General features: G+C 42.4%; 14 protein-coding genes and 1 tRNA gene. 4 read left to right on the top strand and 11 right to left on the bottom strand.

Annotated elements, in window-relative coordinates:
• The 4 genes from PN470_RS20985 to PN470_RS22280 form a co-directional block, all read right to left on the bottom strand.
• The coding region (locus PN470_RS20985) for a DUF3782 domain-containing protein (RefSeq protein ID WP_272105037.1) at nt 1–316 on the bottom strand (316 nt) is incomplete at its 3' end.
• A gap of 137 nt (nt 317–453) precedes the next feature.
• A complete protein-coding gene (gene purU / locus PN470_RS20980; protein WP_272105036.1) occupies nt 454–1,308 on the bottom strand; it encodes a formyltetrahydrofolate deformylase in 855 nt (284 codons plus the stop codon).
• A gap of 121 nt (nt 1,309–1,429) precedes the next feature.
• Entirely contained in the window at nt 1,430–2,005 is a 576-nt protein-coding gene (locus tag PN470_RS20975) for a (2Fe-2S) ferredoxin domain-containing protein (RefSeq protein ID WP_002738718.1), read from the bottom strand.
• Between the two features lie 122 nt (nt 2,006–2,127).
• Nucleotides 2,128–2,211 carry a hypothetical protein gene (locus PN470_RS22280; RefSeq protein WP_334310468.1) on the bottom strand — a complete coding sequence of 28 codons (84 nt, stop codon included), beginning with the start codon at nt 2,209–2,211 and terminating at the stop codon, nt 2,128–2,130.
• 302 nt (nt 2,212–2,513) lie between these two features.
• On the opposite strand from PN470_RS22280, the gene PN470_RS20970 reads away from it, so the two are divergent.
• Nucleotides 2,514–3,353 (top strand): ACT domain-containing protein, encoded by an 840-nt coding sequence (locus PN470_RS20970; protein ID WP_103111723.1) that lies wholly within the window; start codon nt 2,514–2,516, stop codon nt 3,351–3,353.
• Nucleotides 3,354–3,451: 98 nt separating this feature from the next.
• Here the strand turns inward: PN470_RS20970 and PN470_RS20965 are convergent, their stop codons facing one another.
• The 4 genes from PN470_RS20965 to hisF all read right to left on the bottom strand — a co-directional run bounded on the left by PN470_RS20965 (nt 3,452) and on the right by hisF (nt 6,082).
• Nucleotides 3,452–4,549: an AI-2E family transporter gene (locus tag PN470_RS20965; RefSeq protein WP_271937295.1), complete on the bottom strand. Its 1,098-nt coding sequence runs from the start codon at nt 4,547–4,549 to the stop codon at nt 3,452–3,454.
• Nucleotides 4,550–4,678: 129 nt separating this feature from the next.
• Nucleotides 4,679–4,751: transfer RNA gene (locus tag PN470_RS20960), tRNA-Ala, on the bottom strand.
• 119 nt (nt 4,752–4,870) lie between these two features.
• Nucleotides 4,871–5,071: a hypothetical protein gene (locus tag PN470_RS20955; RefSeq protein ID WP_002755370.1), complete on the bottom strand. Its 201-nt coding sequence runs from the start codon at nt 5,069–5,071 to the stop codon at nt 4,871–4,873.
• Nucleotides 5,072–5,317: 246 nt separating this feature from the next.
• Nucleotides 5,318–6,082, bottom strand: coding sequence for an imidazole glycerol phosphate synthase subunit HisF (hisF, locus tag PN470_RS20950; protein ID WP_002738370.1), 765 nt, complete (start codon nt 6,080–6,082; stop codon nt 5,318–5,320).
• A gap of 23 nt (nt 6,083–6,105) precedes the next feature.
• Here hisF and ruvB point away from each other — a divergent pair, with 23 nt between their 5' ends.
• Together ruvB and PN470_RS20940 are read left to right on the top strand one after the other, a co-directional pair.
• Nucleotides 6,106–7,182, top strand: a complete 1,077-nt coding sequence (ruvB, locus tag PN470_RS20945; protein WP_002755367.1) for a Holliday junction branch migration DNA helicase RuvB — start codon at nt 6,106–6,108, stop codon at nt 7,180–7,182.
• A 532-nt stretch (nt 7,183–7,714) separates the two neighbouring features.
• Nucleotides 7,715–8,491, top strand: a complete 777-nt coding sequence (locus PN470_RS20940; protein ID WP_002755365.1) for an RNA polymerase sigma factor SigF — start codon at nt 7,715–7,717, stop codon at nt 8,489–8,491.
• A gap of 104 nt (nt 8,492–8,595) precedes the next feature.
• On the opposite strand, the gene PN470_RS20935 is transcribed toward PN470_RS20940, so the two are convergent.
• Both PN470_RS20935 and PN470_RS20930 read right to left on the bottom strand, forming a co-directional pair.
• Entirely contained in the window at nt 8,596–9,756 is a 1,161-nt protein-coding gene (locus PN470_RS20935) for an aminotransferase class V-fold PLP-dependent enzyme (RefSeq protein WP_002755363.1), read from the bottom strand.
• Nucleotides 9,757–10,063: 307 nt separating this feature from the next.
• Nucleotides 10,064–11,197, bottom strand: a complete 1,134-nt coding sequence (locus PN470_RS20930) for an RNA polymerase sigma factor, RpoD/SigA family (RefSeq protein ID WP_272105035.1) — start codon at nt 11,195–11,197, stop codon at nt 10,064–10,066.
• Between the two features lie 555 nt (nt 11,198–11,752).
• Here PN470_RS20930 and priA point away from each other — a divergent pair.
• A complete protein-coding gene (gene priA, locus PN470_RS20925) occupies nt 11,753–14,242 on the top strand; it encodes a primosomal protein N' (RefSeq protein WP_272105034.1) in 2,490 nt (829 codons plus the stop codon).
• Between the two features lie 53 nt (nt 14,243–14,295).
• Here priA and PN470_RS20920 read toward each other — a convergent pair.
• On the bottom strand, nt 14,296–14,638 hold a 343-nt coding region (locus PN470_RS20920; protein ID WP_271937285.1), incomplete at its 5' end, for a DUF4351 domain-containing protein.

The raw sequence follows: 14,638 nt of genomic DNA, 5'->3' as shown, positions 1-14,638 counted from the left end.
CTCGCACACTGGGACTGATAACCTCCATACCAAATTGTTGTCCGAGAATCGTTTCCATTGAAGGAAGGGCCAGTCCTTCGGTAAAGCTGCCGAATTTGGCACCAAGTCCCCCAATTTGTTTGCCCAGTTCTTTGAGTTGTTTGTCAGTTTCTTTCTGTTGTTGGGCGTTTTCCTTCTGTTGTTGACTAACTTCCTTCAATAGTAGTTCAGTCTCCTTCTGTTGTTGACTGACTTCCTTGAGTTGTTTATCAGTTTCTTTTTGAGCGGCAGTTAATTCGGCTAAGAGTCGCCATACGTCTTCGGATGTGGTTGCCATAAATAATTGTTTCCTTCCGATCTAGTCTATTGTTATTTTAGTCAATCGCGCCGATACTTCCTAATTTTTAAGCTTCAATGCTCTCTTTTTTGTCAAGTACATCTTATACCATTTTAGATGAGCTTACCCTAGCAACCTTAAGCGAATACTACCGTGCGATTAGCGTAAACTAAAACGCGATTTTGCAAGTGTAAACGTACCGCTCGCGCTAACACCACCCTTTCTAAATCCTTACCTTGACGAATTAAATCTCCCACGGTATCGCGATGACTAACTCTGACCACATCCTGCTCGATAATTGGACCATGATCGAGATCGGCAGTGATATAATGGGCGGTGGCTCCAATAATTTTTACCCCTCGATCGTAGGCCCGTTGATAGGGATTAGCTCCCGCAAAAGCTGGTAAAAAAGAATGATGAATATTGATAATATTGGGAAAAAAGTTAATAAAATCTGGGCTGAGAACCTGCATATATTTAGCTAAAATCCCTAAATCTATCCGGTATTCCCGCAGTAACTCTAATTGTCTGGCTTCCTGTTCAATCTTGGTTTCGGCGGTAACGGGAAGATGATAAAAATCAATACCAAATTGATTGGCAACTGAGTGTAATTCTGGATGATTGCTAATAATTAAAGGAATTTCTGCCCTAATTTCTCCCGCCTGTTGTCGCCATAATAAATCGAGGAGACAATGATCCTGTTTTGTCACCCAAATAGCTAGACGCGGGACAGTATCGGAAAAATGTAAGGACCAACTAGCCTGCAAAGGTTTGGCAATAGCGGCGAAAGCTGGTTCGATCATCCCACGGGGTAAATTAAACCCCTCTAATTGCCATTCTATCCGCATCAGGAACAATCCTGCCGAAAAATCCGTGTGTTGGTCGGCGTGGATAATATTGCCGCCATTAGCGTAGATAAAATTAGCGATTTTCGCCACCAGACCAATCTGGTCGGGACAAGAAATTAACAAGGTTGCAGTGGTACCAGTCATAAATTATCGGCGGCAAGAATTGACTTTTTCTACCCCTAATTTATTACAATTTTAGGCACTTCGTCCCTTTGATACACAAAAAAGATCGTTTGTCAACAGCGATCGCCGATTAAATTTCTAGTTAAACTGATACAGTATTCTCTTGCTCAGAAGTGGCAAAATGCCGCTCGATTAGGGAGGGGACATCTTGGGGAGCTACCTGATTATAATGCTTTTTATCGGGCATAACCACCAGATTCGGGCCTTTTTTGCACTGTTTTAAACAGCCGGTTAATTTAATATTCACCGCTTCTCCCAGTCCTTTTTCCTCTAAACTACTCTCTAACCTTTGGCAGACTCTCGCACCGCCATTTTTCCAACAATCGGACTTCTGACAGATTAAGACGGTGGCTTTTTTCGCTTTTGCTGGGGTGACTTCTGGGGTTTTTTCGCCGGATAAATGCTCAATCCCTAGTACCCTCAGTTTTAATTTTCCCTTTTTTGAACAAAGACTACTTTCTCCCGTCACTTTTAGCCATGAGTGGAGAGCAATATTGAGAGGTATGTGGTCTCGCAGTGTTTTTTCAGGCTTAAACCAATATTCCCGTTTATCAACACTGATTCTCAGGTATTTTACCTTATATCCGTCCTTGAGGACAAAACCGAGGAATTGACCGACCACTTGAAAGGGAATCATGGTAGTTGCAGATTTTGACATACTTTCTCACTTTTTACTCTTAGATTGCTAATTTTTCTCAAGGATTATGCTTGCCAACAGGTTTCCAGCCAAGGGATTAAACAGCCTCGGGAGGCCTCCACCTGTCGCAGGACAATCCACAGCTATAAAAGTTGAGCGGAGGCATCAATGCGAACCGGCAAAAGCTGATGGAGCGAGCATTGACATTCAATGTTTAGGGCCTGCATCTGGTGGTAAACCTGCCAGGGATCCCAAGCACTAAGATTGAAGATTTTCTCACCTTTCGATGGCCATTTGTCTATACTCATGGGGCTTTTAATTGAGAACTATTAGCAATATAACTCTAGGCTGATGTTCTCAGTATAACCAACAACTGCAAATTATTATCAATAACTTGCAGAAAAAAAGTTATCCAGTAGCGGCGATCGGCTAAAATTTTGCTTGTCCGCTTTGCCGATCCCGGAATCGCTACCGCCTACAATTGTCAAAGGGATAAAAATGGAGATACCAAGATTTATTGACGAAAATTATGGATAAAAAAGCTCAAAAAACCGATAATTCAGCAGTTCTCTATTTTGATGGTGGTTCTCGCGGCAATCCGGGGAGAGCAGCCGGTGCAGCGGTAATAGTTTTAGCCGAGGGTAATTCCTTGACTACGAGTAGATATATGGAGATAGCCACTAATAACGAGGCTGAATACACAGGATTGATTATTGGATTGGAAAAAGCCCAAGAATTAGGCTTAAAAAGCCTAGAAATTCGGGGAGACAGTCAATTAGTCATCAATCAAGTTAAGGGAGACTGGAAGGTAAAAAGCGATAGTTTACGTCCCTTTTATCAGCGTGCTTGTCAATTAGTCACCCAATTCGATCGCATTAGCTGGCGCTGGATTGAACGAGCTAAAAATAGTGTGGCTGACGCTGCTGCCAATCATTGTATGGATGCGGCGAAAAAATCGCCAGAAAAACCCGAGGAAGGCGAAACTAACCTTGATATTCTGCTCCAATCCCTGAAACCAATCCTAAATACTGAAGAATTCGTTTTCTCTTCCCTCACAGCAACAGGACTGGAACAGCTACAATTAACCCCTATCTGCCAATTTCGGGAAGAGGAAGGAATAACGGTGATTATTCCCCGTCAGCAAGCCGATCGCAAGAATTTACAGTACAAATATATTTATAGACAAATTACTCTTTCTGTGCATTCTAGTTTAGCGGCGGTGGGATTTTTAGCGGTGATTAGTGAGAAACTGTCCGAAGCGGCAATTAGCGTCAATGTCATTTCTGGTTATTATCACGATCATTTATTTATCCCTAGGGATAGGGTGACAGAAGCGATGGCTATTCTCGAAGAAATTAGCCGCTCATAACAGTTATCAGTTATCAGTTATCAGTTAGCAGTTAGCAGATGTGAGTTTTCAATTCACTCATTACTGTTTACTGTTCACTGAAAAAACAGGATTTATTATTATTTGCTCTCCTCCGAGGAATTTTTCACCGTTTCTTCTAGGATAACTACCGGTTCTTTTTCCCGCTGCTGTGAGCGGATGATATCGATGGTACTTTTCAGCACACTAGCGATGGGAACTGCTATCAATAAACCGAGAATTCCTGCCACTTTGCCACCGATAAAAAGAGATAGAATAATCCAGACGGGATTAAGTCCGATCATACCTCCCATTAGCCGAGGGGCGATGACATTATCATTAATTTGACCGACAATAATAGTCAGGGTCAAAACTTTTAACCCTAACCAAAAATCTTGAAACATTAGTAGGGTACTAATGCCAATAATGGTAAAGGCACTGGCAAAAGGAATTAATGTAGTTAGACCGATCGCCACCCCGAATAATAGGGCATAATCGACCTTGAGAATGACAAAAACAAAAATTTGAGCCAGGCTGAGAATTCCCGCTAAAATGGTTTGACCAGCAAAATAGGTTTCAAAAGTTTGACGAATAATAGTTCTTAATTTGAGATTCCAGGGAGCAGGAATCCAGCTTAAAATTCCCTCCCAAATTTGTTCGCCATAGAGAACCAGAAAGACAGTTATAACCAGAACAAAGAGAATGTTTAGGATACTGTTGATAGTTCCCAGCACAAAGCTCAGTAATTGAGTGCTAAGAGTTTGTAAAACATTGGTTAGTCGTTCCGATAACTGGGTGATTGATTGCTCGATATAAATCGCATATTTCTGAGTTTTATCCCACTTTTCTAAATTTTGTATCTGTTCGGTTCCCGACTCGATCCACTGGGGCAAACTATTGATTAAACTGCTTAATTGTTCGACAATCTGGGGAATTAAAATTAAACCTAAAACGCTCAAAATTAATAGGGCAATTAAAAAGACAATAGCGATCGAACCACTGCGATTAACCCCGCGTCTTTGCAGTAGTTTGATGGGAACATCTAAGACAAAAGCTAGTAAACTAGCAGTGACAAAAATACTGACTAAGGGTTCTAGATAGCTAAATAATTGGAATAATAACCAACCATTGAGAAATAAAAGCGGAAAAACCAGACTTAGCCGCAACCAACGAGGTAGTTGCTTAAAAAGCTCTATCATTAATTTTGTCCTGAGAGAGTATTGATGTATGTAAAAAGAGACTTTTCTAACCAGAAATCCTCTTTCAATCTACCATCTCCTCGCCACTTTTTTGGTTCCAGTAACCCTGAAACTCTTATCTTAACTGTATGGAGCTAAGCGGATTCGAACCGCTGACCCCCTCAATGCCATTGAGGTGCTCTACCAACTGAGCTATAACCCCGCGAAGACCATTTTTGAATATAGCTTAAATAGAATTACTTTGTCAAGGGGTGACGAGAAAAAAATTTGTCCCTCACAATGCGATCGCTGATAAGACAATGGTGAAACAATCGCCTCCATTTAGACAGCAGCCGAAATTTGGGTTAAATAGGTTAAACAGTGGCCCATGAGGAAATAAACTACTAACATAGCCGCTGCCGCTGCTGCCACCAAGGTTCCCGCCAGCATCAAGGAAAACTCTTGCCTGTCGAACGCTTGCTGCATCAGATGCAATGACCAAGCCACAAGACCGAGGTCAAAGATGAGAATCGGAACTAACATATTTTAAATTTTGTTAACTTTCTTTTATTCTAATACATAATTTTCTGGAGGGATAATCGGAGGGAAGTTAAAAAAGGGATTTTTTGCTGGTTGCTCGATCGCGGCTGTCAGCCGTCAGCCATTGACTTTAAGTAATAGGTCTAAATTTTGCTCTTCTTGGTTTGCAGCCTGAAGAAATCCTTTTCTGGGGAAAAGCGACTCAATCACCAGATTAAGTTCTGTAAATCTTGCTCTCATTTTCCCTAGCTAACGCACGGGGACTTGGTGATTTTGCAGATAATTTTTGACCTCAGCGATAGTTAATTGACCATAATGGAGCAAAGAAGCCAATAAAGCCGCTTCTGCTCGGCCTTCCGTCAATGCTTCGTAAATATGCTGACAATTACCCGCTCCTCCAGAGGCAATCACAGGAATCTCCACCCTTTCTGCGATCGCTTTTGTCAAGGACAGATCGTAACCCGCTTGCGTGCCGTCAGCATCCATACTGGTAACTAACAACTCACCCGCCCCGCGTTTTTCCACTTCTTTGGCCCATAATAAAGCATCAATACCCGTATTTTCGCGTCCACCCCGAACATAAACCTCCCAACCGGGGTTATGCACATCCTTGCGTCTTCTAGCATCGATCGCCACCACAATACACTGTTTACCAAAGCGATCGCTGGCTCGATCAAGCAATTCCGGCTCGCGCACGGCAGCCGAGTTAATGCTGACTTTATCGGCCCCGGCTCTTAACAAATTTTTAATATTTTCTAAGGATTGGATGCCACCCCCCACGGTCAGAGGAATAAAAACCTGTTCCGCCGTGCGATAGACTACATCAATAATCGTGTCGCGATCTTCATGGGTAGCAGTAATATCAAGAAAAACCAACTCATCAGCCCCTGCCTGATTATACAAGCGAGCTAACTCCACGGGGTCGCCAGCATCCTGAAGATTGACAAAATTAACCCCTTTAACTACCCGACCTTTATTGACATCCAAACAAGGCAAAATCCGCTTCGCTAACATATCCTAGACTCTTGATTGTAACAATGGCCATCAAACGATCGCACAATTCCCCCCCGGCAGCCGAGGAAAATCTGCTCACTCCCAATCCCACTATAGAAGAAACGGAAAAAGCAGAAGCGCAGATTCGTCCACAATCCCTAGAGGATTATATCGGTCAACAGGACTTAAAGGCTAATCTAAAAGTCACCATCGCCGCGGCCAAAGCTAGACAAGAAGCGATCGATCATTTGCTCTTCTACGGACCGCCGGGGTTAGGCAAAACCACCATGGCTTTAATTTTAGCGGCTGAGATGGGAGTAAATTGCCGCATTACTGCCGCCCCCGCTTTAGAGCGTCCCCGGGACATTACCGGCATCCTGATCAATCTTCAACCCCGGGATATTCTTTTTATCGACGAAATTCATCGACTGAATCGGGTGACGGAGGAGTTATTATACCCAGCTATGGAGGATTATCGCCTAGATGTGACGATTGGTAAGGGTCAAGCAGCGAAAATTCGCAGTATTTCCCTGCCTCCCTTTACTTTAATCGGTGCTACTACCAAAGTTGGCTCTTTAACTGCGCCTTTACGCGATCGTTTTGGCATGATTCAACGTCTGCGTTTCTATACGGTCGAGGAATTGACAGCAATTATGCTCAGAAGTGCCACTATTTTTAATATTCCCATGACTGAAGCAGGTGCGATCGAAATTTCCCGTCGCAGTCGGGGAACTCCACGCATTGCCAATCGTTTATTAAAACGGGTGCGCGACTATGTGCAGGTGAAGGGAGAAACTATTATCACCCCCCAGTTAGCCGCTGAGGGATTAAATCAATTAAATGTGGATTCTATGGGTTTAGATTGGACCGATCGATTAGTATTAAAGACGATGATCGAACAGTTTCAAGGCAAACCCGTGGGATTGGAAGCGGTAGCGGCAGCCACGGGAGAAGATGCCAAGACGATTGAGGAGGTGTATGAGCCTTATTTATTACAAATAGGTTATCTTCATCGTACTCCCCGGGGCCGCGTAGTGACAGCGGCTGCCTATGAACATTTAGGTTTACTGGCGAAATTGCCGAAAAATAAGGATCGGAGTTTACCTTTGTTCGAGTTCTAGTTTTCTAGATAGGGTTGGCTGAATAAATCTAAAAACCTTGTTGGATTAAGACTTTTCGGGGGTAAAATTCACGGTTCTTCCGAACTTACACTGTAGAAAATTCCTCAAGCTCACTCTCTGCACAGCAATGCTCTAAAGTTGATAAATATCAATTTAATAAAAACTGAAAGCCTTAGTGTACAAGCTTTACAAGCATAAGTTGTTGATAGTTTTACATAACAGGTTCGGTAGAGCCAAATTCACACCCCACTTCCCCACTTCCCCACTTCCCCACACCCCACACCCTGCCTCTAGGAACAACTTTTTCAGCCAACCCTAATTACCAGCGTTTTAGCTCACTTGTGTCTTTAAATACTGCCTTGACTGCTTGAAATCACACAAGCCTTTATGTAAAGACCGTACGATCAAGATTGTAGTAAGTTACATTGTTGCCATTGCTTGCCGCTTCCAATCTAGACTGTATTGGGATTTGTCAGAGCTATGCAATAGTGAGCTTTTATAGTCAATGATTTTTTAAGTCTGTTAACGTCCTATGTCTGGCCTAAATAAAGAAAATCTTAAACTAGAAACTCTTACCCTGTTTCAAAAATACCAAAAAACAGGGGATAACAAGTTTCGGGATCAAATTATCCGGTTAAACCTAGGATTAGTCAGAAGGGAAGCTCATCATTGGGTCAATCAATGCCATGAAAATTACGAAGATTTAGTGCAGGTTGGCTGTATGGGACTAATTCGGGCGATCAAACGTTTTGACAGCAGCAAAGGTCATGCTTTTAGTTCCTTCGCTATTCCCTATATTCGTGGCGAGATTCAACACTATCTGCGCGATAAAGGTTACACAGTTCGCATTCCTCGTCGTTGGTTAGATTTAGGCAGACAAGCGACAAATATGCGTCGGGACTTCCAAACTATCCACAATCGTCAACCCAATGATACGGAAATCTCCCTCGCTTTAAATATTTCGATCGAAGAATGGCAAGAGGTAAAACTGGCTTTCCAAAACCGTGAACCTCTTAGTCTCGATGCGACGGTTAATAACGATGAAGATAATAACACCTGTTTAAAAGACATCGTTCCCGATCCCGGTTATCGCAGCTTTCAACTTTGTCAAGAGGATCGCATTCGTTTACAACAGGCACTGGCTCAATTAGAAGAGAAAACCCGTTATATTCTCGAATTTGTCTTCCTTAAAGATCTTACTCAACGGGAAACCGCCGAACAATTAGGCATTAGTATTGTTACCGTCTCCCGTCGGGTGAAAAAAGGTTTAGAAATGCTCAAGGAAACCATGCTCCAAGAGGCATTTTAGCCCAATTATCGGTTCTCATAGCAAGTCCGTTATTGACTCCCAATTCAACTTTAAAAACTCAGTTATGGATTTTTTCCCCTGCTCCGATGCTCCTCTCTCCCAGCTTATCTTGACTCCAATAGCAAGTAATTTAAAACCCCGGCTAAATATTCATACTGCTCGATCGAATTATAGTAGTGAGCAGAAATCCTCACAATTAATGATGCTTCTCCCCAGGGAATTATCGGCACTTCAATCTGATATTTTTCCCACAGTTGTCTGGATAAATCTTCTGCTATCCAAGCATAACTAGGAATTAGAATTGAGGACATCGATCCGATCATTGATTCTGGACAGGGATAATTGACCTGCAAGGCATGACAAAGCAAATTTCTGGCTTTTAAAACCAAATTATGATTCCTCGCCATCAGACCCAGTAAACCATCAATAGAGAGAGAATTTAAAAACTCGATCGCTTTTGGCACTGATAAATAAGCGCTGGGATCATCGGTTCCCATCCAAGCAAATTCTAACTGAAAACGGGAACGATCTTGTCGAGGAGAATTAGCCCCATGGCTAATAGTTAAAGGTCGAATTATTGCCTGTTTATCCCCGCGCACATAGAGAAAAGCAGCCCCCTTGGGACTACATAACCACTTATGACAATTAGCAGTATAATAGGTGGGATTAATTGCCCCGATATTAAGGGGTAAAAAACCTAAAGCATGAGCGCCATCGATGAGAGTATCAATACCCCGATTATTTAATTCTTGCACAATTTCTGCGATTGGCCAAATTAAGGCCGTGGGACTGGTGACATGATCTAAAACTACTAATTTTGTCCGAGGAGAAACAGATGCTAAAATTGCTTGACTAATTTCTAAAGGAGACTGTACAGGAAAGGGAATTTTAGCGATAATTACCTTTAAACCCCATCTTTTAGCTATATGTTTAACTGCATTAGCACAAGCATTATAGGTCTGATCGGTGATCAGAATTTCCTCATTTTCCTGAAAAGTTAAGGAATTTAACACCGCATTCACTGCTGTGGTTGCATTGGGAACAAAGACTAAATCATCGCTATTTACTCCCACTAAATCCGCTAATTTTTGCCTAGCAATATCTAATAAACCCTCTAATTCTCTCCCCAAAAATGCTAAGGGTTGCCTTTCCATTCGTTCCCGCAATTGTTGCTGATAATCCAAGACTATTCTAGGGGTTGCACCATAGGAACCATGGTTGAGAAAATAAATATTATCGGGAATTAACCAAGAGTTTTTAGACATATTGAATTAGTTTGATTTTATTGAGAACTAGAAAAAATAGCTGAAAAATTGCCTATTATATTCAGCTTTTAACTAGCTAGTATATTTATGATCGACAATTTCAGTGACAAAAGTTTCTCCATCCATGAGAGGATGATTTTCTGGAGATTGATATTTTCCCGTTTTCACTTTCTGTTGGAGATGTCGGTTCATAGGTATTATGACTATCTACTGAGAAAATCAGCTTGATCTTAATTTTAAGCTAAATATCGACAAAAAAAGCTCTCCAAGAAAAAGGAGAGAGAAGAGAACGAGTTAGAAAAAATTATTAATGTAACCATCCTTTCAGACGACGTGCGACTTGAGGACGACGTAATTTTCGCATCGCTTTAGTTTGAATTTGACGTACTCGTTCCCGAGATAAATTGAACATTCCCCCCACTTCCTCTAGGGTATAGGGTTGACTGGTAGCTAAACCATAACGGAGGGAGATAACATCTTTTTCCCGTTCGGTGAGAACATCACTTAAAACTGCGAAAATTTCTTGACGCATCATCATCTCATTCATTTTATCTTCGGGAAGTTGTAGATCATCATCTTCCAAAAGATCCACTAATTCCGTATCTTCTCCCTTCCCTACACGATGATTTAAAGAGAGAGATTGACGACGCAATTGTAATAATTGCCGCAATTGTTCGGGAGTTATTTCTAACGCTTCCGCAAGTTCCCGTTCATTGGGATTGCGCTGTAAATCTTGCTTGAGAATGCGCTGCGCTTTTTTGAGTTTATTGAGTTTTTCGACAATGTGAATCGGTAAACGAATTGTCCGCGCATCGTTAGCAATGGTGCGGGTGATTGCTTGTCGAATCCACCAATAAGCATAGGTAGAGAATTTATAACCTTTATTAGGATCGAATTTTTCGGCCGCACGGTTGAGTCCGATCGCACCTTCTTGAATTAAATCTAAGAAAGGAACCCCACGATTTAAATAGCGTTTAGCGATAGAAACCACCAAGCGCAAATTAGAACGAATCATCTTCCGTTTAGCTGTTCGTCCGCGATAAAGACGGTTTTCCAGTTGACGTTCATTATCTAATTGTAAAGCGATCGCCCATTCTGTTTTCGTCGGGGGACGATGTAAATTTTCTTGCAGTTTTTGGCGTACTTCTTCCGCTTCCATGAGAAACTTAACCGAGTAGGCTAATTCAATTTCTTCTTCCGCACTAAGTAGAGGATAACGAGCCATTTCTTTAAAAAATGCGCCAACAGTATCTTCATTGCTGCCTTTATCATATCCCGTTCCACTACTCCCACGGGTGTTTTTTAGGGTTTCTGGTAAAGATTCAGTCATATCCTCGTCAGTTCTTTCACCAAAATCCACGCTGTCCAGTTCTAAAGGATTTGTCTCCAGGGCAATGATTTGATTAAAATTATCATCAGCGGCTAGTTTAGAGATTTTCATAAGCAGTTATGGATGGAGTGGGGTTATAATAGGGGGGAAAAACTTAGTTTCTCCCAATGGGCTGATTGTTACATTGAATTTTCGGGGAGCAGATTTTTTAAACGTTTTCTTAATTAATGGCGGCCATTTCTGGGATATAATTAGGCGCTTCTGTGTGGATTGTTACAAATCGCTCAACCAGATAATCAGATTTTCTGGTGAATAGGGGAGACTTTCAGGGTTTTCACTTATACACTCTAACTAAGGTTTTTGGTATTTGACTAGGTAAAGATCACGCTTCTTAACAATCAAGATAGCAGTCAGCTTTTTATTACTATTCTTCGCTTTTTCTATTGAGAACCATTCTCACCTTTTGACTAGCTATGGTGCGATTTAATAGCCAATAGTCAATAATTATCATTTGGGAAGACTTCACTAGCTAAAAATCAAAATTTGTGAGCAAAAAAGCAATATTTAAACTGTTTTTAGAGAAAATTAACTGGTTTTATTCCCCTCAAGCTTTAAACTATAATTTAAATAACCCATTCTCCCCATCATCCCATCACCCCACTGACTATGCTCGATCGCCATGCTACTCTAACTGTAGCGGAACCTCGCACACCTTACCAATTAACCACAGCTGGACAACCGTGGTTAGAGGTTTTGGTCGATCGGCCTTATCCTAGAGATAGTCAAGAGGATCAGCAAATATTAACCTATAGTATCCCCCCGGATTTAACGGTAGAAATTGGCGATATTTTAAGCGTTCCCTTCGGTTCTCAGGTAATTGGGGGAATTGCTCTTAGATTTCTCGAAAATTTGCCCGCAGGACTGGAAGAAAATCAAATTCGTCCCGTGGAAGATGTGATAGCCAAGGGCTTTTTCCCCGATAATTATTGGCAGTTATTGACGAAAATCGCCCAATATTATGCAACGGATTTAATCACCGTTGTTCGCGTCGCTTTACCTACGGGTTTACTGCGAAGTTCCCAACGTCGCATCAGATTAAAACCAGCAGCGATTCCCCCCGGTGCCGAAGTTTTTTGTACTCCCCTCTCCCGTCAGATTTTATCCCTGCTCAAAAATCAAAAAGAAGGCGATTATTCGGCGAAATACCTGCAAGAAAAAGTAAAAAATGCCAATTACGGTATCCGAGACTTAGTTAAGCGCGGTTGGGTAGAAAGTTATCTAGAAGCACCCAAAAGTACCAATATTAAACAAAAAAAAGCCATTACCCTGCTAATAACCGACTTTCCTAGGGATTTAACCGAAAATCAGCGCAAAATTCTCGAAATTTTACGCCACCAGGGAGGAGAAATGTGGCTGCCAGAATTGGTAAAACTTGCGGGGACAAAACATTTTAAACCGCTGATTGACAAGGGTTATGTGGTGATTGAGGATCGAGAATTTCTGCGCTTATCCTCGGCGATTATGAGCAGGGATCAACCAAAAACACTCACTTCTAGTCAAAAACAAGCTTTAGAAGCCATTCAAACCCTAAAAGGTGGTGAAAGCGCTCTCTTACACGGAGTGACGGGATCGGGTAAAACAGAAGTCTATCTACAGGCGATCGCACCTGTCCTAGCAGCGGGTAAATCTGCCTTGGTTTTAGTCCCCGAAATTGGATTAACACCGCAACTAACCGATCGCTTTGTGGCCCGTTTTGGCGATCGAGTCTATGTTTATCATAGCGCCCTCTCGGAAGGAGAAAGATACGATACCTGGCGACAGATGTTGACAGGAACCCCGCAAGTTATTATCGGGACGAGATCGGCGATTTTTGCTCCTTTACCCCATCTAGGCATGATTATCCTCGATGAAGAACACGATAGCAGCTTTAAACAAAGTCAGTTACTCCCTACCTATCACGCGCGTACCGTGGCTAAATGGCGCTCTCAATTAAACCATTGTCCCGTAATTTTAGGCTCGGCCACGCCATCCCTAGAAACATGGCTAGAATCCCAAGCTAATCCCAGTCTTTACCTATCTTTACCCGATCGCATCCAAAATCGCCCCTTACCGCGGGTGGAAATCGTCGATATGCGACGGGAATTGCAGCGAGGCAATCGTTCCCTCTTTAGTCAATCCCTGCGTTCATCTCTGGAAACCCTGCGCGACAAGGGAGAACAGGCAATTTTATTCGTCAGTCGTCGGGGACATAGTACCTTTGTATCTTGTCGAAGTTGCGGTTATGTGCTGGAGTGTCCCCACTGTGATGTCTCTCTCTCCTATCACCACACCGAACCGGGAGCGCAAGAATTACTCCGCTGTCACTACTGCAACTATGGTCGCATCCATCCGAAACAATGTCCTGAATGCGGTTCTCCCTATCTAAAATTTTTCGGTACTGGCACTCAGCGAGTCACCCAAGAATTAAGCAAAGAATTTCCTGATTTGCGATGCTTGCGTTTTGATAGTGATACCACCCGCAACAAAAATGCTCCCCGGGAACTATTAAAAAAATTTACTGATGGTGAGTTTGATGTCTTAGTCGGAACCCAAATGCTCACCAAAGGATTAGATATAGAGCGAGTTACCCTAGTAGGAGTAATGGCAGCCGATGGTTTACTTTATCACTCCGATTATCGCGCCTCCGAACGCGCTTTTCAAACCCTCACCCAAGTAGCAGGGAGAGCAGGAAGGGGAGAAACAGAAGGAAAGGTAATTATCCAAACCTATACCCCCGAACATCCCGTGATTAGAGCAGTGCAAACCCACGATTATGAGGGTTTTGTCGAGACGGAATTAATGCAAAGAGAGGGTTTAAATTATCCTCCCTACGGCAGTTTAGTCTTAATTCGCTTTAGTGGTTTAGATGGGGAAGCAGTGCAGAAAAGTGCTGAAAATGTCGCGGAGGAATGTGTTAATAATTTTGGTTCTGATTGGGATATTTTGGGACCTGCACCCGCAACAATTATGCGCGTGGCTAACCGTTATCGCTGGCAAATTCTGTTAAAATTATCGGGAGAAAAGGCTGATATCGGTCGTCTTTTTCTTCCCCTAAAAAGCTTAGTTTTACCCAAGGTAAGTATGGCGATCGATGTGGACCCCTTGACGATAGAATAATCAGGGATGGATAATGCGCTCGCAACGCGCTCGCTACGCGAGATCGCTATTGTTCACGGATGCAACCAGTTTTCTAAATCCGTCAAAGTGTTAAAGTCCAATAAAGCGAGTCCTAAGTCTTCTAAGCGCTCCACAGGAAGGTTACGGATAGTTTCTTGTAGATTCTGGGGTATTTCCCCGAAACGTCTCTGAAGTTGACGGAGGAGTAAATACGTTTCTCCCTGTTGTCTTCCTTGTTGAATACCTTGCTGTACACCCTCTTGAACCGCTTGTTCCCTATCCTGTTGGTAAAGTGGAGCTAAACGCATAATAAACTCCCTATCCTCCTGTGTTTTTTTCGATAACGCTTCTAGATTTCTACTCAAATTATACAATAAGTTTAAGGAAGCCGATTTT

The organism is Microcystis sp. CS-574, from assembly GCF_028329095.1.
GTDB lineage: Bacteria > Cyanobacteriota > Cyanobacteriia > Cyanobacteriales > Microcystaceae > Microcystis > Microcystis ichthyoblabe_A.
The sequence above is the reverse complement of the archived record's forward strand: the minus strand, read 5'-3'. Positions and strand labels throughout refer to the sequence as shown.

What these genes read in the sequence shown, in the direction of transcription:
- priA (WP_272105034.1), top strand. Translation starts at nt 11,753, where the DNA reads ATGCTCGATCGCCATGCTACTCTAACTGTAGCGGAACCTCGCACACCT.
- PN470_RS20975 (WP_002738718.1), bottom strand. Translation starts at nt 2,005, where the DNA reads ATGTCAAAATCTGCAACTACCATGATTCCCTTTCAAGTGGTCGGTCAA.
- PN470_RS20940 (WP_002755365.1), top strand. Translation starts at nt 7,715, where the DNA reads ATGTCTGGCCTAAATAAAGAAAATCTTAAACTAGAAACTCTTACCCTG.
- PN470_RS20935 (WP_002755363.1), bottom strand. Translation starts at nt 9,756, where the DNA reads ATGTCTAAAAACTCTTGGTTAATTCCCGATAATATTTATTTTCTCAAC.
- hisF (WP_002738370.1), bottom strand. Translation starts at nt 6,082, where the DNA reads ATGTTAGCGAAGCGGATTTTGCCTTGTTTGGATGTCAATAAAGGTCGG.
- PN470_RS20965 (WP_271937295.1), bottom strand. Translation starts at nt 4,549, where the DNA reads ATGATAGAGCTTTTTAAGCAACTACCTCGTTGGTTGCGGCTAAGTCTG.
- purU (WP_272105036.1), bottom strand. Translation starts at nt 1,308, where the DNA reads ATGACTGGTACCACTGCAACCTTGTTAATTTCTTGTCCCGACCAGATT.
- PN470_RS20970 (WP_103111723.1), top strand. Translation starts at nt 2,514, where the DNA reads ATGGATAAAAAAGCTCAAAAAACCGATAATTCAGCAGTTCTCTATTTT.
- ruvB (WP_002755367.1), top strand. Translation starts at nt 6,106, where the DNA reads ATGGCCATCAAACGATCGCACAATTCCCCCCCGGCAGCCGAGGAAAAT.
- PN470_RS20955 (WP_002755370.1), bottom strand. Translation starts at nt 5,071, where the DNA reads ATGTTAGTTCCGATTCTCATCTTTGACCTCGGTCTTGTGGCTTGGTCA.
- PN470_RS20930 (WP_272105035.1), bottom strand. Translation starts at nt 11,197, where the DNA reads ATGAAAATCTCTAAACTAGCCGCTGATGATAATTTTAATCAAATCATT.
- PN470_RS22280 (WP_334310468.1), bottom strand. Translation starts at nt 2,211, where the DNA reads ATGCAGGCCCTAAACATTGAATGTCAATGCTCGCTCCATCAGCTTTTG.